The organism is Streptomyces sp. NPDC005281 (assembly GCF_040607495.1).
Taxonomy (GTDB): Bacteria; Actinomycetota; Actinomycetes; order Streptomycetales; family Streptomycetaceae; genus Streptomyces.
Map to the genome: position 1 here is coordinate 163,784 of NZ_JBEXGX010000011.1, position 18,909 is coordinate 182,692.

General features: G+C 61.5%; 19 protein-coding genes. 18 read left to right on the forward strand and 1 reads right to left on the reverse strand.

The genetic code is table 11. The features are described from left to right. Nucleotides 1–17 precede the first annotated feature (17 nt). From ABZV42_RS17680 to ABZV42_RS17715, 8 genes are all read left to right on the forward strand, one after another. Nucleotides 18–1,475 carry a phage portal protein gene (locus ABZV42_RS17680; protein WP_356052508.1) on the forward strand — a complete coding sequence of 486 codons (1,458 nt, stop codon included), beginning with the start codon at nt 18–20 and terminating at the stop codon, nt 1,473–1,475. A gap of 78 nt (nt 1,476–1,553) precedes the next feature. Next, entirely contained in the window at nt 1,554–2,135 is a 582-nt protein-coding gene (locus tag ABZV42_RS17685) for a hypothetical protein (protein WP_356052510.1), read from the forward strand. A gap of 20 nt (nt 2,136–2,155) precedes the next feature. Then, nucleotides 2,156–3,241 carry a hypothetical protein gene (locus tag ABZV42_RS17690; protein ID WP_356052513.1) on the forward strand — a complete coding sequence of 362 codons (1,086 nt, stop codon included), beginning with the start codon at nt 2,156–2,158 and terminating at the stop codon, nt 3,239–3,241. A gap of 4 nt (nt 3,242–3,245) precedes the next feature. After that, nucleotides 3,246–3,866, forward strand: coding sequence for a hypothetical protein (locus tag ABZV42_RS17695; RefSeq protein WP_356052514.1), 621 nt, complete (start codon nt 3,246–3,248; stop codon nt 3,864–3,866). Beyond that, on the forward strand, nt 3,842–4,171 hold the full coding sequence (locus ABZV42_RS17700; protein ID WP_356052517.1) for a hypothetical protein: 330 nt from the start codon (nt 3,842–3,844) through the stop codon (nt 4,169–4,171). The genes ABZV42_RS17695 and ABZV42_RS17700 overlap by 25 nt, the downstream gene beginning before the upstream one ends. Beyond that, the gene (locus ABZV42_RS17705; RefSeq protein WP_356052519.1) at nt 4,171–4,578 is read left to right on the forward strand and encodes a hypothetical protein; all 408 of its coding nucleotides are present in this window, start codon (nt 4,171–4,173) and stop codon (nt 4,576–4,578) included. Before ABZV42_RS17700 ends, ABZV42_RS17705 begins: the two co-directional genes overlap by 1 nt. Before the next feature lie 161 nt (nt 4,579–4,739). Continuing rightward, nucleotides 4,740–4,964 carry a hypothetical protein gene (locus tag ABZV42_RS17710; RefSeq protein WP_356052521.1) on the forward strand — a complete coding sequence of 75 codons (225 nt, stop codon included), beginning with the start codon at nt 4,740–4,742 and terminating at the stop codon, nt 4,962–4,964. A gap of 64 nt (nt 4,965–5,028) precedes the next feature. Continuing rightward, nucleotides 5,029–5,613 carry a hypothetical protein gene (locus tag ABZV42_RS17715; protein WP_356052523.1) on the forward strand — a complete coding sequence of 195 codons (585 nt, stop codon included), beginning with the start codon at nt 5,029–5,031 and terminating at the stop codon, nt 5,611–5,613. Nucleotides 5,614–5,672: 59 nt separating this feature from the next. On the opposite strand, the gene ABZV42_RS17720 is transcribed toward ABZV42_RS17715, so the two are convergent. Further along, entirely contained in the window at nt 5,673–5,984 is a 312-nt protein-coding gene (locus tag ABZV42_RS17720; RefSeq protein WP_356052525.1) for a hypothetical protein, read from the reverse strand. A gap of 200 nt (nt 5,985–6,184) precedes the next feature. Between ABZV42_RS17720 and ABZV42_RS17725 the strand changes: the two genes are divergently transcribed. The 10 genes from ABZV42_RS17725 (at nt 6,185) to ABZV42_RS17770 (ending at nt 18,850) form a co-directional block, all read left to right on the forward strand. Continuing rightward, nucleotides 6,185–6,496, forward strand: coding sequence for a hypothetical protein (locus ABZV42_RS17725; RefSeq protein WP_356052526.1), 312 nt, complete (start codon nt 6,185–6,187; stop codon nt 6,494–6,496). A gap of 50 nt (nt 6,497–6,546) precedes the next feature. Beyond that, nucleotides 6,547–6,909 (forward strand): hypothetical protein, encoded by a 363-nt coding sequence (locus ABZV42_RS17730; RefSeq protein ID WP_356052528.1) that lies wholly within the window; start codon nt 6,547–6,549, stop codon nt 6,907–6,909. A 63-nt stretch (nt 6,910–6,972) separates the two neighbouring features. After that, nucleotides 6,973–12,609, forward strand: coding sequence for a transglycosylase SLT domain-containing protein (locus ABZV42_RS17735; protein ID WP_356052530.1), 5,637 nt, complete (start codon nt 6,973–6,975; stop codon nt 12,607–12,609). Nucleotides 12,610–12,626: 17 nt separating this feature from the next. Further along, nucleotides 12,627–13,616, forward strand: a complete 990-nt coding sequence (locus ABZV42_RS17740; RefSeq protein WP_356052532.1) for a phage tail domain-containing protein — start codon at nt 12,627–12,629, stop codon at nt 13,614–13,616. 12 nt (nt 13,617–13,628) lie between these two features. Further along, entirely contained in the window at nt 13,629–14,876 is a 1,248-nt protein-coding gene (locus tag ABZV42_RS17745) for a siphovirus ReqiPepy6 Gp37-like family protein (protein ID WP_356052534.1), read from the forward strand. After that, complete coding sequence (locus ABZV42_RS17750; protein ID WP_356052535.1) at nt 14,876–15,955, forward strand: hypothetical protein; 1,080 nt, start codon at nt 14,876–14,878, stop codon at nt 15,953–15,955. The genes ABZV42_RS17745 and ABZV42_RS17750 overlap by 1 nt, the downstream gene beginning before the upstream one ends. Before the next feature lie 74 nt (nt 15,956–16,029). Further along, nucleotides 16,030–17,370 carry a hypothetical protein gene (locus ABZV42_RS17755; RefSeq protein WP_356052538.1) on the forward strand — a complete coding sequence of 447 codons (1,341 nt, stop codon included), beginning with the start codon at nt 16,030–16,032 and terminating at the stop codon, nt 17,368–17,370. After that, nucleotides 17,370–17,624 carry a hypothetical protein gene (locus ABZV42_RS17760; RefSeq protein ID WP_356052540.1) on the forward strand — a complete coding sequence of 85 codons (255 nt, stop codon included), beginning with the start codon at nt 17,370–17,372 and terminating at the stop codon, nt 17,622–17,624. The genes ABZV42_RS17755 and ABZV42_RS17760 overlap by 1 nt, the downstream gene beginning before the upstream one ends. A gap of 69 nt (nt 17,625–17,693) precedes the next feature. Next, nucleotides 17,694–18,521 (forward strand): LysM peptidoglycan-binding domain-containing protein, encoded by an 828-nt coding sequence (locus ABZV42_RS17765; protein WP_356052542.1) that lies wholly within the window; start codon nt 17,694–17,696, stop codon nt 18,519–18,521. Between the two features lie 17 nt (nt 18,522–18,538). Further along, nucleotides 18,539–18,850 carry a hypothetical protein gene (locus ABZV42_RS17770; RefSeq protein WP_356052544.1) on the forward strand — a complete coding sequence of 104 codons (312 nt, stop codon included), beginning with the start codon at nt 18,539–18,541 and terminating at the stop codon, nt 18,848–18,850. The last annotated feature ends 59 nt before the right edge of the window (nt 18,851–18,909 follow it).

The following is an 18,909-nucleotide window of genomic DNA, read 5'->3' on the forward strand; positions in this document are numbered from 1 at the left end:
GTGAGGTACCGGCAGGCATGGCGCCGGCCACACCAGAACAGTGGCTCGACTGGCTTTACTCCAAGCTGGCTCGACGCAAGTCGATGTACCAGATCTATGGCCAGTACTACGACGGCTTCCATCAGCGGCTCATGTTCTCGCAGGTCCGCCACTTCGATCAGTTCCACAACACCTTCGATACGTGGCGAGACAACTTCTGCGGAATGATCGTGGACTCGGTCAACGAGCGACTGGCCGTTGAAGGCTTCCGTATGACGGATGAGCCTGACGCCGATAAGGACGCTCACGACATCTGGCAACGCAACTTCATGGATGCCGAGTCGAATGCTGCGATGCTCGACTCGATGATTCAGGGCGTCTCGTACGCCGTGGTTTGGGCCAACAAGCAGGACCAGCCGACAATCACCATTGAGTCCGCCGAGAACTTCATCGTCCAGTACAAGCCTGGCAGTCGCCGGGAGCTGGACGCCGCAGCGAAGTTCTATTACGACGACTGGGGCCGGCAGTGGGTAACCCTGTGGCTCCCTGACGCCGTCTACACCTTCGCCAAGGGCACGTTCTCCTGGGAGCTCAAGGAGCCTGCGAAGAACCCTCTGGGCGTCGTTCCGGTGGTCCCCATCACCAACCGGTCCCGTCTCCTGCGTGACCCGGTCTCTGACCTTCACGTGGTCATCCCGATCCAGGACGCCGTCAACAAGACGGTGGCTGACGCGCTGGTGGCCTCGGAGTATGCGGCCTGGCCCCAGCGGTACGTGACGGGCCTGGAGATCGTTGAGGACGACCACGGCAACCCCGTCGAGCCCTTCAAGGTCGCAGTGGACAAGCTCTTGCAGGCTGAGGACCCGAACGCCAAGTTCGGCCAGTTCGAGGCCGCGAACCTCTCCAACTATGTGGTCCTGGTCGAGATGCTTGTTCAGCACATGGCCAGCATTTCCCGGATTCCCTTCCACTACTTCGTGAGTGGGGGTGGGCAGATTCCTTCCGGTGAGTCGATCACCGCGGCGGAAGCGGGGCTCATAGCGAAGACCCGTGAGCGAATGCTCCACTTCGGAGAAGCCTGGGAAGCGGTCATGCGGCTCTGCTTCGCCGTTATGGGCGATGCCCGTGCGGATGCATTCTCCGCAGAGACCATCTGGCGAGACCCGGAGAACCGTACCGAGGCTCAGCACATGGACGCCCTTCTGAAGCTTCAGATGATCGGTGTCCCCAGAGACCAGCTCCTCTCTGACGCGGGCTATACCCCGCAGCAGGTCAGCCGCTTCGCGGACATGAGGGAAAAGGACGCCAAGGCCGCAATGGAACTGGCGCAGAAGTATCCCGACCCGAACGCACAGCAGCAGGACCCCACGGGCGACGAGCCCGGCAACAAGCCTGCCGGTCCTCCCGGCATGTCGCAGAAGGCCCAGAAGACGGCTGCTAAGCCGCCGCAGGGCAACAGCGGCAACCAGGCCCGGAAACAGAACCCGGCCAAGTAACCCCTACACCGCATTACGACGGCTGCCGAAATGGCGGCCTTTTTTCATGCCCGAACACCGAAATGGATGGGTCGATCAATGAGTGACGACAACCAGAGCACTTCCACTGGCGCCGAGTCCGGACAGCAGTCCACTGACACGTCGCAGGGCCAGGCCCCGACTCTCGAAGGTCTTCAGGCCGAAGTCGACAAGTGGAAGAGCCTGAGCCGGAAGAACGAGACCCGGTTCAAGGAAACCTCTACCGAACTTGATCTGCTTCGCCAGTCCCAGATGACGGACTCGGAAAAGGCGATCGAGGACGCGAGGGCTGACGGTCGCAACGCTGCACTTTCTGAGGTTGGCACTCGACTTGCTGAGGCCGAGCTTCGTGCTCTGGCCGCTTCTGCCGGGGTGGATCTTCCCTCGGCTGACTTCCTCAACATGTCCCGGTTCGTCAGTTCTGACGGACAGGTAAACGCCGACGCGCTTTCTGAATTCGTGTCGTCACTCCCGAAGCGGGACGCTCCTCCCGCTTTTCGCCAGGACATCGGTCTTGGCCGCCAGGGATCACCCGGCGCTAACCAGCTCTCCCGAGCTGATCTCTCCAATATGACCCCCGCGGAAATCAATTCGGCCCGTAAGGACGGCCGCCTTGACGCGCTTCTCAGGGGTGACATCTGACCTATCCAGTGAGGTAATGCATGGCTTTTAACACTCAGGCTGGTACTGGCCTTCAGGCAGCTTCCGGCAACGTTTTCATTCCCGAGATCTGGACTGCGGAACTTCTCCAGGATCTCGAAGAGGAGCTGGTTCTCGGCTCCGCCAAGTTCACGAACCGCCAGTACGAGGGCGAGTTCCGGCGTGAGGGCGACGTCGTCCACATCCCGCACTTCGTCAACGACCAGGTCTCGGACAAGGGCCTCGTCTCGGCGTACGGCTCGATCGGCGCCGCCGACCACGCGTCGCTTCAGTACATCGACATGCGTGTGGCTAAGGGTTCGTCCTTCCACATCGAGGTTGACGCGCTGCACCAGCTCCAGACCAAGAGCGGCATTGACCTGATGTCGAACCTGATCGCTCAGCGCGCCCGCGCTATGGCGGTCAAGCTCGATGAGGTCGTGGCTCAGACCCTTCTCGCCGCGATCTCCGGTAAGGACCTGAACGGTTCCGGCGACCCGTCCGCGACCGTTTCCGGCCTGCCTGCTCTGCACGGCCAGATTGACGAGATCACCGACGCCCCGACCGGCGACAACACCACCCGCAAGGCGGCCGGCCGAGTCCTCTCGGTCTATGACTACGTCGTCGCGATGCTGGAGAACCTGGACATCAAGTCGGCTCCTGCCGACCGGTTCCTGTTCATCTCCCCGCGTATGCGCTCGCTCCTGCTCCAGGACCCCAAGTTCATCGAGGCTCAGGTCTACGGCGGCACTCCGGTCATCCCCAACGGCGCTTCTGCGATCGGCACCATCCTCGGTGTCCCGGTCACTGTGGCGAACGCGCTCGGTTCTCACACGCGCCCGTCCAACCCGATGATCCGGAAGGGCAACCAGAAGTTCGAGGCGGTTGACCTCTACATGGGCGCCACTGCGGCGACTTCGGTCGTCATCCCGTTCGCTCAGATGGAGGCGTACAAGCCTCAGAACACCTTCACCGACGCGATCAAGTCGCGTGTGATCTACGACGCCAAGGTCATTCGACCGGAACAGCTCGTCGTGGCTCGCGGTGTTGAGGCTGCGCTGACCGCTCACAACGCCACCGTCCCCGTCACCGAGACCCGTACGGACTGATCGGATGGCCTTCGTAACCCTTGATGACGTGACCGCCCGCCTTGGGCGGCCCGTCGCAGACGACACGGAGGCCGCCAGGGTCAACGCCTTCATAGAAGACGCCACAGGGTTGGTGACTGACTACTGCCGGAGTGACTTCCAGCAGCACACCGCCGAGACGTTCGAGCTGGTGATTGAAGGGGGTCAGGCTGTCCTGGCCCCCTCTCTCTTCCCCGGCCTGAGTATCTCGGGCATCACCCTGCACGACGAGTACGAGGACAGAGACCTCACGACCGACGAGTACAAGGTCATGGGAGCTGTCCTCTACCTGCGTCACTCACCCGCGTACACCACTGCCACCGTCACAGCCTCTTGGGGCTGGGCGGTTGTGCCGGCCGCGGTGAAGGCGGCTGTCTGCTCTGAGGTGATCCGGTGGTTGTCCGTCTCTCCTGGAACGGTCATGGAGAAGACCGGCGATCTTGAGGTCCAGTACGCGACCAACGCGTATAACTCGGGCCTCTCTGAGGCCGCTAAGTCGATGCTCTCCAAGTACAGGCAGCGCGTTGCCTCGATCTCCCTGCACCGGGCCGACACACACAAGCCCGATCGACCGGAGATCACATGGCGCTCTTCAACGACCGTATAGAAGTCCACCGCGCCCAGCTCGTCACCGACGACTACGGCAAGCATCGGGACTGGGACAACGCCACCATCGTGTGGACCGGCATGGGTGCCGGCGTCCCCTACCGACGTGCCTGGAAGGCAGACGAAGCCGCCCGTGAGACCGCCCTGAACCGGGCGACGCTCTATCTCCCCGGTGATGTCGATGTCGATTCCGCTGACCACATTCAGTTTCAGGGAAACACATGGCATCCCGAGGGTGCGGCGTGGAAATGGAAGCTCGGTTCCCGCCAATACACCATGTTGAACGTGAGGATGGTGACTAAATAATGGCCCGTCGTGTCGCAAAACCAGGACAGGCCAGGGGCAAGCAGTACGCCAGGTTCACAAAGGGTGGCTTCACCTTCGAGACCGACCAGGGCTTTGAGACCACCCTCTTGCACTCCGGTGAAGTAAGGGCCCTGGTTGCCGCCAAGACTTCTGAGCTAGCCGGAAAGATGATCAAGGCCGCGCCTCGCGGTCCTCACCGGTTCACTGACGAGTTCTCGATCAAGAAGAACATCACACCCTACGTCGAACAGGTCGGCACTGAATGGGTGGGATACGTCGTGATCGAAGAGAACGAACGAGCCCGGCACGCGATGCTCCAGGAGCGCGGATACCGCGACCCTGCCGGACATCGCCACAAGGGACGGTTCTTCTTCAAGAGGGTGCTGGAAAGTGAGCGTGTCGAATGAGAGTTGACCCGCTTCCCCTCCTGATCGACTACCTGAGCACGTGTCCCGAGATTCCCGCTGACGCGGTGACAGGGACCCTCGTAGGCCGGAATGTCGGTGAGACTACCGTCTACCTGATCCAGGCCGGTGGATACCGCCTTGTGCGGGACCGCATGGACCGCATGGACATCCTTTATGACGTGTACGGCCAGAGCACGGCTGAGGCCGGCTCCCTCGCCTACGTCGTTCGTGACTACCTCCTAGAGCAACTGCCGGGCCAGGCCCTCAAGGGCGCCCTGGTGCTCGCTGTGCACGAGATCTCGGCGCCTCACTGGCACCCCGACGAACAGTCCCTTGAGCCCGCGTACACGGGCGAGGTCTCTGTGTTCCTCACAACCGACGACTAACAGCCCAACTCCTCAGCCTACGGCCCCCTTTGGGGCCGTTTTTTGTTTCCCCAAAGGAGCCTGCATGACCGCTAGCAACGTTGATACTTCCAAGATTCGGTTCGCCCCGAAGGGCTACGTCTACATGGCGCCTGCCGTAGGCGCCACTCTCCCCACCGATGTAGGTGACGGCTCCGCTGCACCGGCCGGCTTCACCTCCCTGGGCTACGTGACTGACGCGGGCGTCACCATTACGCCGCAGATCAACACGGACCCCGTGAACGTTTGGCAGAGCGCCGTTCCGGTCCTCTACAACGTCACCTCCGCCACCTTCTCCATTCAGGCGACTTTCGCCGAGTCCAACATCAACACGACTGAGCTGTTCTTCGGCGCTCAGTGGACCGAGGTCACGGGTGGAGCTGGAGGCACTACCTACAAGCTCGACCTCGCCAGCACGCCGTCTCTTCAGGAGATCTCCATCGTCGTGGACTGGTCGCAGGGCAGCGTTCTCAACCGCGTTGTGATTCCGCGGGCCATGGTTCAGGACCGAGGCGCTATCACGCTCGTCCGCACGGCGGCTCAGGAGTACCAGCTCACGATTGAGGCGCTGGACTCGAACGGTGTCCTCGGCACCGTCTTCACGAACCAGGACATGAGCTCCACTCCCTGATCCAACTCCCTTGCCGGGGAGGGCTCGTAATCCCCGGCCAAGCCCTCCGTTAGTGCTCCCTAATAGTCTGGGCCGTTCCTCGGCCGCCTCATCGCCTCATCCATCTCAGTCAACTCCCTCCGGAGCCTGCTTGCCACGGAACTCGGGTCGCTTGGAGTCGGCGCTCCCGCACCTATCCAGGCCCGAATCTTCATCGCGGTTTCTGCATCTTTCGCGGCCTGCGCTTCGGCCCGACGGATTTCCTCGTCATAAAACTTGGTCGATTCCCCCTTGGCCCGCGCTTCGCTCCTGCTCAGCCTCATGCTCTCAGCAAAGTCACGATTCGATGCGGCCGACTCCTCGTAGTACTTGAGATCATCGTAGTTCGACATCACCGTCTCCTTTCAATCTCACTTTAACTTCGAGACGGCACGTCCGACACGATCGGGCGCTCCATTTCAAGTCTTCACCTGTGTTGACGTGGCTGCAACATTTCCCGCCCCTGCCGGGGAGGGCTCGTAGTCCCCGGCACCTCTCTCACCCCCACCCCGCAGCCCCCTCCGAGGGGCTTTTCGCGTTTCTAGGAGACCCCATGCCTGCAAAGAACACTGACGCTGCCGTTGAGACCGTCGAGACCGTTGAGGTTCCGGACGCTGACACCGAGCTGGTTGCCGCCGAGGCTGAGGCCACGGGTGAGCTGGTCGAGGTCGAGCACAACGGCAAGGTCTACAGCCTGCCTTCCCCGATGGACTTCCCGGTTGACGTCGTGTTCGCGGACAACGACTTCGAGGCCGCGCGCATCGTACTCGGCGAGGAGCAGTGGCAGGAGTACCGGAAGACCCGGCCGACCATCCGTGACTTCCAGCACTTCAACGAGAAGATTTCCAAGGCCACGGGAAACTGAGCAGAGCCGTCTACGTCATTCGGAAGTTCCCCGAGGAACTAGAAGCTGACTTGCTTCAGTTCTTCGGGGTTGACCTTCTGGATCTTTGGCGTGGGCGGCTCTCTTTGCGCCGTGTCTCTGTTCTGATCGGATCTCTTCTCCGCCAGACAGGACGTTCGGTGTTGGCGGGCACCGTAGATGAATCCGCCGAATGGACTGAGTCCGAATATCTGTTGGCTCGCGTCTCTGACGCTCTTGAGCTGTCCAACTGGCTCTTCATCCAAGCCAATTCGGGTGACGAGTCCAACGACATCCCCGCGCCGGCTCCGCTGCCGCGTCCTGGCCAGATTGAGCCAGAACCCGAGTCCGAAAAGGACTCGCACGCCTCAACAGACGAGGTGGTGAATTTCTTCAATCGAATGAGCAACCTCTAAGGGGGGCCGATGTCGGCTGAGAGAATACCTGTTGGAAACGCCTACATCGTAATCACTCCCGAGATGAACCAGGTTGAGCTTCGCAAGCAGCTCGACTTGGCCCAGAAGGAGATTGCAGCCTTTGCGGGTGACCAGAAGAAACTAGCCGAGCAGGTTGCAGAGCTTCAGAGCAAGCTTCTGGCCTACGTGACCAAGGTCTACGGAGAGGAAGCCGCTAAGCGCGTCGAGCTGGAGCAGAAGGCCGCCGCGAAGCGCTCCGAGTTCAACAAGACCGAGGTGGCCGGCTACCTCAAGGCCCTGTCCATGGTCACCGAGGCTCACGCCAAGGCGGAGGCAGTCAAGACGGCTGCGGCCGAGAAGGCTGCTGCCGCTCAGGACAAGGCTCTTCGTACTGCCCGTGACCTTGAGATCAAGTACGGCAAAGAGGTGGCTGACGCCTACCTCACCTCTGTCGCAGAGATGGAGGCCGCAGGCAAGGAGCTGACCTCCGCTCGCATCGCCAGTGCCAAGCAGTGGGCGACGCTCGAAGCCACGGAGGCCCGGAAAGTCGCAGCCGAAGAGGCTGCACAGGACAAGGCGCGTGCTGTACAGCGTTCGAACCTGTCCCGGCTGATCATCCGCCAAGCGGGCATGGAGGCCACCGCGGCGAAGACCGCAGCCCGTGAGACGACGGCCGCTTACACGCAGGCGTACAACACCCGCAAGGCTCAGATCCTCTCTGAGCTGGAGACCGAGAAGTCTGCACGTGTTGCAGCTACTCAGGCGGCCATCAAGTCGGCGGAAGCCCAGAAGGCTGCCAACCTCCAGACGATCCGGCAGGGTGCTGCCACCGTTCGGACTCTCCAGAACAACGCTCGCAAGGTTGAGAAGAGCTGGACCGGCGCTGTCCACGGCATGGGCAGCAAGGTCGAGGGCTTCGGCTCCACCATGTCCGAGTTCGGACGCAGCATCACCCGGAACCTGGTCACGCCGCTCATGACGGCGGCCGGCGCCATGTCGTACCTGGGTGTCTCGGCTGCCGACTCGATGATGCAGGCCCAGACCGCTCTTCAGCGGATGGGCGTGTCCAACAAGGACACCTCGAAGGAAATCAACACCCTCAAGAACTACGGTACGGCGACGCCCTACAGCGTCGAGGACATGTTCAAGTACGGCACGCAGTACACCCGTGCCGGCACCGCGCACGGCCTCTCTTCGAAGAAGGCGTCCAAGCGGGCAACGAGCCTTGTTGAGGCCATCGGCAACCTCTCCGCCTACGCGGGTGTCACCGACCCGGCTCAGGTCCAGCGTGCGATGTACGCCGTTTCCATCATGCAGGACGCCGACCGTGCGTCCCTGCGCAACGTCAAGTCGCTTGCAGACAATGCCGGTATCCCGATTGAGGAACTGGCGAAGTCCTTCGGTTTCGGTGACCGCGCATACACCAAGAAGGAAACGGCTACCAAGCTCAAGCAGCAGAAGAAGGCCGGCGTCAGCATCAAGCTGCCGAAGGAGTACACCGCTTCGGCTCAGATGATGGACTGGATGGCCAACGCCAAGACCACTGGCGGAGTGCCTGGTGAGGGCGTTGTCGACGCCCTCTTGAAGCGAGCGAAGGACCCGAAGATTGCGGGTGCGGCCGTCTCCTCTGGTTCCGCGACGGTAGGCACCCGCCTTGCGAACATGTGGGAACAGGGCAAGTACAGCTTGGCCAACCTGTTCATCAAGCCCAAGGGCAAGAACGGCACCTACGAGTATTCAGGTGCCGGTGAAGCCCTCATGGGCAAGAAGCACGTAGACAACCGGAAGTACATCCAAACCGGCGTCGGTCCGGGTGGCGTTGAGAAGTACAAGAAGAACCCGAACTACGGGAAGACCACTTACCAGGGTGGCCTTCTCAACACAGTCACGGATCTCGCCAAGGACCTGAAGGGGCCCTCTGCAAAGATCGTCAAGGAGCTGTTCAAGGACCTGACGATCTTCGCCGGTTGGGTGAAGGACGTAGTCAAGGTTCTCCACAACAACCCTGGTCTGACGAACCTCGTCATCAAGGCCGGAAAGTTGGCCGCCCTCGTGGGCGGTGCAGCGATCGTCTTCGGTGGCGTCATCAAGATCTTCGGCAAGATTCTGAAGCTGGGATCTCCCATCGCTGGCATAGCCAAGGGTGCGTTCAAGCTCACCAAGGGGACGGCCAAGCTCGGCACAGCCGCGGTGAGTGGCCTCGTCTCCGCCGCTAAGGGCAACGGCTTCAAGAGCGGCTTCCAGTCTCGACGCACAGCGCAGAGCCCGAGCCGTCAGGCCGACGAGATCAACGTCAACACCTCGCAGGCTCAGCGCAACGTCACCCAGCTGGACACCCTGATCCAAGGGCTGAAGGACGAGCTGAAGCTCCTCAAGGACGAGAACCTGAAGCCTCTCGCCGAGGAGTTCGCGGGCAAGGACTCCAGCGTCAAGGCGAAGGCTGAACTGGCCGCGAAGGCGGTCCGGGACGTCGAGACCTCCGTGAAGAACCTCCGGGCTCTTCAGCTCACGGGCCTCGATGAGGAGTTCAAGAAGGTCACGCAGAAGGACGACGAGTTCAAGACCTCGGTCAAGCATTCCGAGACCGCTGTGAACGCCCTGAACGACAAGAACCTCAACGGCGTGACTGGCGAATTCAAGGGTCTGAAGTCGAAGACGGATGCACTGATCTCCGCCACGAAGCATCAGCAGACGGAAGTGAACAAGCTCAACGCGCTTGCTCTTACCGCACTGCGAGGCGAGGTCAAGGCCGTCAAGGACGAGGCGGACGCCACTTCGAGGAAGTTCGGTTCCGGTGAGACTTCTCTGATTCACCGTGTCGGTCAGCTCAACGGCTTGAACACGAAGAAGATCGTTGACCAGATCGCCAACCTGAAGAAGAAGCTCGAAGAGGCCGGCGTCGCGGCTCTCGGCCTGAACACCGAGCTGAAGCACATTGCGGATCACGCGCCGAACGGCAGCAACCACAAGGTCACCCCGCCGAAGAAGCCTGGCCTCGGCGGCACCCACAGGGCCACAGGCGGCATTCTGCCGGGGTACACCCCCGGTAAGGACGTCCATCACTTCGTCAGCCCCACGGCCGGCAACCTCCACCTGTCGGGTGGAGAGGCGATTATGCGGCCCGAGTGGACCGCGGCCGTTGGTCCTGGGTTCGTGGACAAGATGAACCTGCTCGCCCGTACCAAGGGTGTCGGCGGGGTCCGTAAGGAAATGAAGTTCGCCAACGGCGGTGTCTTCAAGAAGTTCGGTCTCGACAAGATCTCCAACTTCGTAAAGGATTTCCAGATCGGTCCTGACGCCCTCGCCGCGACCACCACCATGGCGATGGATGCCACGTCCGATGGTCTCGGCGGCGACGTTCGAAGCGGTGTCGTGGGGACGGGTACCGCTGGTGCCCACTTCATCGGCTCCGACATGGCCTCGAAATTCAAGGGAATCTTTAACTTCCTGTCAAAGGATTCCTGGGAATTCCTGAAGAAGCTGCCTCTCCCGGACGGGTTGTCGCAGCTCATCGGAATTATCGGTGGAGCCGTTGGCCCTATCGCCGGTCAGTATGCATGGGATGACGTCTGGAAGGGCAAGGGGAACATCCTCCAGCGTGGAGGTAAGTACCTCAGCGACCTCTTCAGTTGGGACACGCTGAAGGACAGTGTGACCGGCCTCTTCACCGGAACTTGGGATTCTGCCAAGGCGCTCTGGAACGGAGGAACTGATTTCCTGGCTGACCCGGCAGGGGCTATCGCCGACACCGTCTCAGGTGTCTGGGACTTGGCCAAGTCCGAGTACAACGGCGTGATTGACATGGTCAAGTCGGTCGGGCAAATCTGGAACAACCCGATGGGCTATGCCTCTCAGGTCGTCGGTGACATCTACGGCACAGCGAAGGATTCGCTCCCGAACACGAAGGGCCTGTTCGACTTCTCCGGGAGCAAGGTCTCTGCTGTAAAGCCGGACGTTGCCGACAAGATAGCCAAGCTCATCAGCGAACCCGGTTCGGGTGGCAGCGTTAAGCGGTGGGCGCCTCAGGTGAAAATGGCGCTGGCTCAGCTCGGTCTTTCTCCGTCAAACCTCGACCTGGTCCTTCACCGGATCGGCGTGGAGTCCGGAGGCAACCCGAGCATCGTCAATAACTGGGACTCGAACGCAAAGATGGGTAACCCGTCACAGGGCCTCATGCAGACGATTCCACAGACGTTCCAGCACTACGCCGGCCCGTACCTCAAGCGGGGCATTCTCGACCCGATGGCGAACATCTACGCGGGCTTGAATTACGCCGTCCACCGGTACGGCAAGGGCTGGCAGAAGGCTCTTTCCGGCACCAAGGGGTACGCCACTGGCACCGACGGTGCTGCTAATGGATGGGCCTGGGTTGGCGAAGAGGGCCCCGAGCTGGTGAATTTCCGTGGCGGTGAAACCGTTCTGACTCACCAGGACAGCAAGTTGGCTGCGGTCAAGGCGCTGAGGGGCTATGCGACCGGTACAGGGAGCAAGCGCACCACTGGTGTGGCGGCGGACGCTGAAAAGAGCGTGTCGTCCCTGAATTCCGCGGTGAACAAGCTCTACCAGATCATCAAGGACGCGTTCACCTCGAACCGGATCGGTTCGAAGACGGCCAACAGCCTGAACAAGTGGCTCGACGGAGAGAACAAGCAGCTCCAGAAGATCGTCAAGGATCGGACTGCCCTCGCGCCCAAGCTCAAGGACGCTAACGCCAAGTTGGCTCAGGTCAAGAAGGACGAGTCCGCAATGGCTACGTCCATCTCTGACAAGGCCGTTGGTCTGCGGTCCCTCTCGGACGTGTTCAACGCCGATGGGGTGTCGGCTTCTGCTGGCCTCAACAGCCTGCATGAGCGTCTGGCCGCGATTAAGTCCTTCCAGACCGACCTTACTGCGGTCTCGAAGAAGGGCTTTTCCAAGGACATCCTCAGCGAGATTGCCCAGGCTGGTCCCGAACAGGGCGACGCCATGGCGAAGGAGCTGCTGAAGTCCACTGCTGCTCAGGTCTCGGACTACAACAAGACCTATACGGCTATCGGAACGGCCTCGAATGACCTTGGTAAGTCGGTCGCTGGCTCGTATTACTCCGCGGGGAAGAAGGCCGCTCAGTCGCTTGTCGACGGTCTGACCGCGAAGGACAACAAGCTGAAGAAGCAGATCGAGGGCATCGCTGACACGATCACGAACACCCTCAAGAAGAAGCTGCACTTCAATTCGAAGACGCAGGTTTCTTCCGGCTTGGCGTCTCTCCTTACTTGGCTCACTGGTGAAGGCCAGGCAGTCAAGGGCGGAGGGAGTACCGCCAAGAAGAAGACCGTCCGGGTAAGGACTACTTATTCGACGGATTCGAAGGGCCGGAAGGTCACTACGGTCACCACCACGACCTCCGACCCGGCCAAGGGGACTACCACCACGGTTACCGAAAGGACCGTTGGCGGTAAGACCAAGAAAACCACCTCGGTCAGTAAGCTCAAGGGTTACGCGACCGGTACCCGATCGGCCTCTCCTGGTGTCGCCCTCGTTGGCGAGAGGGGCCCTGAGCTGATCAATTTCAATGGTGGTGAGCGCGTCTTCACCAACCGTGAGACGGCTGGGATGGCGGGTCGGAAGTACGAGATCCACATTCATGAGGCCAAGGCCGAGAACACCACTCAGGCCGTTCTTCGGGCGATGAAGTACGCAGAGACGATGGCCAACCTGTAATCGACTAGGAGTGTTGAATGCCGATTCCCGCAGGGCCATACATCCCAGATAACGGAGGGTGGAACTCAAACCCGCTCATCCCGATTCCGGAGAATTGGCAGCACACTTACGTGTCGATCAGGGGCTACAACGGTGAGGGGGAGGAGATCCCCCTCACCGGTCTCACCAATGGGGCATGGCCGGCCATCGTGCTTCAGCCCGGAGCTTCCGGGCTGGACATGCCTCCGTATGAGCTGCACACCGACGACTCACCGAACCTCGACGGCACGATGTACCGAGGTGCCAGGGCGGCAGCCCGGCAGATCCTCTTGCCGCTATTCGTCTACGGAGTCGACCGCAAGACGTTTCTTTCCTTCAAGCGCAAGCTCGCCAATGCGCTGAACCCCAAGAACGGGTACGCCGTCCTCACGTTCGTTGAGCAGGACGGAGTGGCCCGGCGCCTTCAGTGCTACTACGTCAGCGGCATGGAAGGCAGTGAAGCCGTCGGTACCTCAGGCTTCTCCTGGATGGCCTACGGCATCCAACTCATGGCCATGGACCCTTGGTTCTACGGAGACGTGAACACAGAGGCCAACTGGAGCTTCGGCCAGTCGTACCCGCTCCTCGGGAACCCGTTCCTCCCCCTGAAGCTCAACAGCGGCACGCCGGCCACGGGCACGCTCATCGTGGACAACCCCGGAGACATCGAAGCGTGGCCCGTGTGGACGATCACCGGGCCTCTGAAGAGCTTCAACTTCACCGGCCCTGACGGGTCGGCTTGGGGCATCCCGACACAGCCCGGTGGAGCTGACTGCCTAGCGGTCGGACGGACGCTCACCGTCGACAGTCGGCCGGGCTGGAAGACCGTCACGGACGACCAGGGAACGAATTATTTCCCTCTCCTGTCCGCCAACCCTGTCCTTTGGTCAATCCCCGCGGGCACAACGACCGTTCAGGCGAATCTCGTCTCAGGCAGTGGAACCCCCACTGTGAAGATGGATCTTTTGCCTCGCTACGCAACTTACTGACATGAGGTGTAAATGGGCTATCGAGTGGAGGTGCGCGACTCTGCACTGAACCGAATAGGCGAGATCGACACGTGGATCTCAATGGACCTGGTGGTCCGTTACTGCCAGGCCGGCACGTGGCAAATCCTTGTGGGAGCTGGTACTCCTCAGGCTGACATCCTGCAAAAGGGTGGCGGCATCGCGGTCTACCAAGACGGTGTAGCGACGCCGATCCTGACGGGTCAGATCGAGTCCTTCCAGCACTATTGGACCAACGACCAACACACTTCGCTGGGCTCGCTGTACTTCGGCGGCAAGTGCGACAACAAGCTTGCGTACAACCGCCTGGCCTACCCCGACCCTACGAAGTCGGCAACACAGCAGTGGTCGAACACAGACGACGCCAGGGCCGTTTCCGGCCCGGCTGGTCACCTGATCTGGTCCGAGCTGAACAAGGCCCTTGGTCCTGGTGCTGTGTCTCAGCGCCAGCTCGGCAACGTCATCTTCGAAGGTGACGTGAGCTTCGGTACGACCATCTCTGACAATCTCCAGTGGGATGTCATCGGGACCAAGCTCGAAGCCTGGACCACCAACACGGGGGCCGGCAACAACGGCGCTGGCTACCGCTTCGTATGGGACCCGAACGCGAAGGTCATCAACTGCCACATCTTCGCTCCGCGGGACCTGTCCAAGAGCGTCCGCTTCAGCAAGGAGCTTGGCAACCTTAGAGAGTTCACCTGGTCCCTGACGGCTCCGACCGTCACGCGAGTCATTGTGGCCTGCCAGGGCACCGGCAAGGGCCGGTACCTGTACCAGCAGATCGACACTGACACCGAGGCCGAGTGGGGCTTGCAGATCGAGCAGTGGGTAGACCGTCGAGACCTGCCCATCAAGGCGGACCCGACCACGGGCCTGCCCATCAAGGCCGATCTCAGCGTGACTGACGCCCAGTTCACTACGGCCAAGCAGGCCGTCTTGGACGCCGCTACAGAGGCTCTGACCACTGGCGCCAAGACCGGCAATTTCCAGATCTATCCGCTTGACACCCCGCATATCCGGTTCGGACGCGACTACTTCGTGGGCGACATCGTGACCGTCTCCGTGGACGGCACCGAATACACAGACATCGTGCGTGAGGTGTCCATCACCGTGGACCAGGGCGGACAAACAGAAACAGTGTCCCCGTCCATCGGTGACCAGGGTTCAGGTAACCCGCTCAATCTCTATAAGACAGTGTTCGACATGCGCGAAAAGTTGCGTCGACTTGAGGCGAGGATGTAATGGCAAACGAGATCAGTTATCCCTTTGCCGCCGACAGTGCGGGCGGCGGAGCACAGATGGTGTCTCAGGCACAGTGGCAGTACCTTGCTCGGATCTTCGGCAAGGACCGGGTGGACTTCCGCCTTGAACAGACGAGCATCGACAGCTTCTCCCTGCCTTTCACGGCCGCCGTGGCGACCAACACCTCTGTGACCGTCAGCCCCGGCCGGGCCCTCGTCGGAGGCTTCTACTACCAGCTCACCGCTACCAACACCGTCACCATCGCAGCCAACACGGGCGCGACGGGGCGTACAGACCTGATCGTCCTGCGGGCCAACATGTCAACCAGCTCGGTCAACCTTGCGGTGGTCCAGGGCCAGCCCGCGGCCAACCCGAAGGCGCCGGCACTGACCCGCACCTATGGCGGTGTCTGGGAGATGCCTCTCCACCAGGTCACCGTGCCGGCCAACAGTGCGGCCCTCAGCGTCGTCCCCGTCATGCCCTTCGATGCCCCCGAGCACATGGCAGTGCCGTGGAATGCGACCTCGGCAACCTCGTATCAGGCGAACGGGTCCTTCCTGATCGACATGGACTCGAACAACACCGACACCCAAAGCGAGTACTGGATCGGTCGAGACGGCAATGTCGTTTCGCGTGACCTGGGCAAGCCCCGTCAGTACACGCCGAGTCTGGTCAACGTGAACGTTGATCTCCCGAGCGCCAACAAGGTTGGCCGGTGGCGTTGGATCGCCCCTGGGATGGTCTATTTCTCGATGTACCTGAACAACGATTGGGAAGACACTGGCCCGACTCGTACGGGCAACAGCACGATCGCTGTGACGCTCCCGACTCCTGCCACAGGCACTACGGGCCAGGTGGTCAAGGGCATTCTTCGGAACCCCAACTACAACGGCGGACTTCCCAACGTGGTCGAGATCCACGCTGAGATCAGCCAGAGCAGTTCTGGTCAGACCGTCATGTATCTCCTCTACCCCAACCCGACCACCACCTCTGAGGGGTTGGACGGCCTTCGAGCCATTCCTCCGCTGTCCAACGTCAAGATCTCCGGCGTGTACGAGGCAGCGACCTTCGGCAACTAATACCCGCACTTCACGAGTTAGGCCCGCTGGCATCTCCAGCAGGGCCTTTTTTCATGCCCTTATGGAGGTGCCATTTGGCACGCAATCTCTTCGGTGGTACAGCCGATTCAGTTGCCGAAGACATCACCGGCGCCCGTGTACCGAACGCTGTGGGAACCGTCTGGGACGGCCCCAGTGCCGGCGCGGCACAGCTCACTGACCTGACCAACATCGACGGAGCCCCGATCCTCCAGCTTCAGGCGGACATCCACGGCTTCGTCGCAGCCTTTTACGGCCCCGACGGATACGAGCGTCTGTGGGTGGACTTCGGAGGTGGCAGCAGGGTCGCTCTCGTCTCCGTGACGATCGGGGAACGGCTCGACGCCCACGTCTCCGGGATCGATCCCCACGGGGACCGTGCGTACTCCGATGCCCAGGACGCCACTCACAGGACTGCCGTGACCAACGTCCACGGAGTCACCGGCAACGTCGTTGGCACCACGGACACGCAGACCCTCACGAACAAGACGCTCACGAACCCCACCATCAACACAGCGGTCCTCTCGGGTGCCTTCTCGGGTAACCCGAACTTCACCGGTCTCCCCAAGCTCTCTGGCGCCGTAGCCGCCACTGACATGCTCGGCATCAACGTGACCGGGGACGGCTTCGACAGGGTCCGTGTCACCACCGAGGGCAAGTTTTCGTGGGGCACCGGCGCCGCGAACCGGGACACCACGCTGTACCGCTCGGGAGTCAGCACTCTCACTACCGATGGCGCTTTCGTGATCGGCGGTACTACGACTCACCAGGGGTCTACCGACAGCACTCGTCCCGCTGCCTCGAACAGCGCGTACACGTCCAAGGTCACGACGGATGCAGTGGTTCGCCACAACGTGATGGCCGACGGCAAGCACGAGTGGGGCGACGGCACGAACGCCCGCGACGCCGTCCTCTACCGGTCCGCGGCCGGCACTCTGAAGACGGACACCGCCTTCGTCGTCGGCGGAGACCTGACTGTCTCGTCCACCACGTGGAGCACCTACGTGCCGGCCGTGACCAACGGCGGCACTGTCACGTGGAATCAGCAAGTCGGCTGGTACAAGAAGATCGGCAAGCTCGTCCTGGTCGAGATCTACCTAGCCGTCAATGCGGCAGGCTCGGGCACGACTGGAATCACCATTTCCCTCCCGAGCACGCCCTACCGCGACGGCGGAAGCGGCGCCGCCACGACTCGCCAGTTCATAGGCGCGTACTGCGGCGGCATAGCGGCTGGCACCAACAGTTCTGTTTCTGGTGGCTTCAGCGCAATGATCCTCGCGGGCGGCTCGGGAGCCATTATCGATCAGCTCCGTGGACCCACCGACATCATCGTTCGAGGCGAACAGCTCGGGACCTCGACCATCATCACTATTCAGGGCTGGTACAGGGAGGCGTGATGCAGATCGACAACATCGTTTCCCTTGCTAGTGCTCTCACTGCCGCTTCGATGGTTATTTATGCCAACTGGCGCAGGGGCACCCACAACATTTGGAAAGAGGAAGCCGAAGCGCAGAAGGCTCGCGCTGACCGGCTTGAGGACGATCTAGAGGAGATCAAGCTGCGACTCGCAGCCATTGAGAAGAAGAACCAGCGGCTCATTGACCTTCTCACTGCACTCGATCCAGACCGACTCAGAGAGCTGCACGTCTGACAACTGCCTTTTCGGAGGCCGAGGTTCGTCCTCGGCCTCCTTTTTCATGCCCTGAAGGGGGACAACAAGATGAGTGGTGCCGCAGAGCTAATCAAGGTGACCAAGGCGGAAGTGGGGTACAAGGAAGGCTTCTCCGGGGGCCATTGGAACAACAAGGAGAAGTATGCCGCCCAGGTTCCTGGGATGGCGTGGGTGTCTGCTGGTGGCTACGCCTGGTGTGCGCTCTACGTTTCCTGGGGTGCTCTGAAGTCGGGTAATGCCGACCTGTTCCCGCGTACTGCGTCCTGCGCTACTGCACTGGACTGGTTCCGCCAGAAGGGGCGTTACTCGGACTTCCCTGCGATCGGTGCTCAGGTCTTCTACGGCCCGAACGGCGGGACGCACACGGGAATCGTCTACGCCTACGACGCGACGTACATCTACACCGTCGAAGGCAATACGAACGTCAACAACTCGCCCGAAGGCGACGGGGTGTATCTGCGAAAGCGCGCTCGACGCGACGCGAACACCTACGGCTACGGCCTTCCCCAGTTCGCTGAGGGAGTGACCACCGCGGACCCGGCCCTCAAGGGCAAGGCGGGCTTCCACTACGCCGCGAAGGCGGACGCCCCTGTCTCCTCGACCCCGGCCGCAAAGTCGGCCCCGACCGGCCTGAAGAAGGTCGTCGTGAAGTCCGGCATGACTCTGGGGTCCATCGCTGTGGCCGCTGGTGTGACGCTCGCGGCCCTGCTGACTGCCAACCCGCAGGTGAAGAACCCTGACGTGGTCCAGCCCGGCCAGACCGTCAACGTGCCGGCCAAGCCTTCGGCTTCTGCCAAGGCGACGCCGAAGGCGTCTGCCAAGACCACCCACAAGGCGACTCCGAAGCCGACTGCCACCAAGCCCACCTGCAAGTGACCCTCTGAGGAGTCAACATGAAGGACTTTCTTTCCAAGCACGCTGTTCGTCTGATCGGTCTAGTTGGCGCTCTGGCGCCTGTCCTTGTCGCCCGTTGGCCGGGCGTCCCGTGGGAAGCCCTCGTTGGCTGTGTCGCTGCTCTGCTCGGCCTCGGTGAGGTCGCTCAGCGGAAGCAGGACGAGAAGACGGCCACCGCGTGGGCTCTCGCTGAGGCGGGCCAGCTCGCGCTTGCCGAGATCGAGAAGCTGAACGCCAAGCAGGTTGCTGCCGCTGAGGCGGCTGCTCTTGCCGAGCCGGCACCCGCTGAGGTGCCGGCCCCCCAGGTCTGAGGTAGAGGGGTCTACCTCGGGTTGAGAGAATGAATGAAATGCCCCCCGGCTGCGGCCGG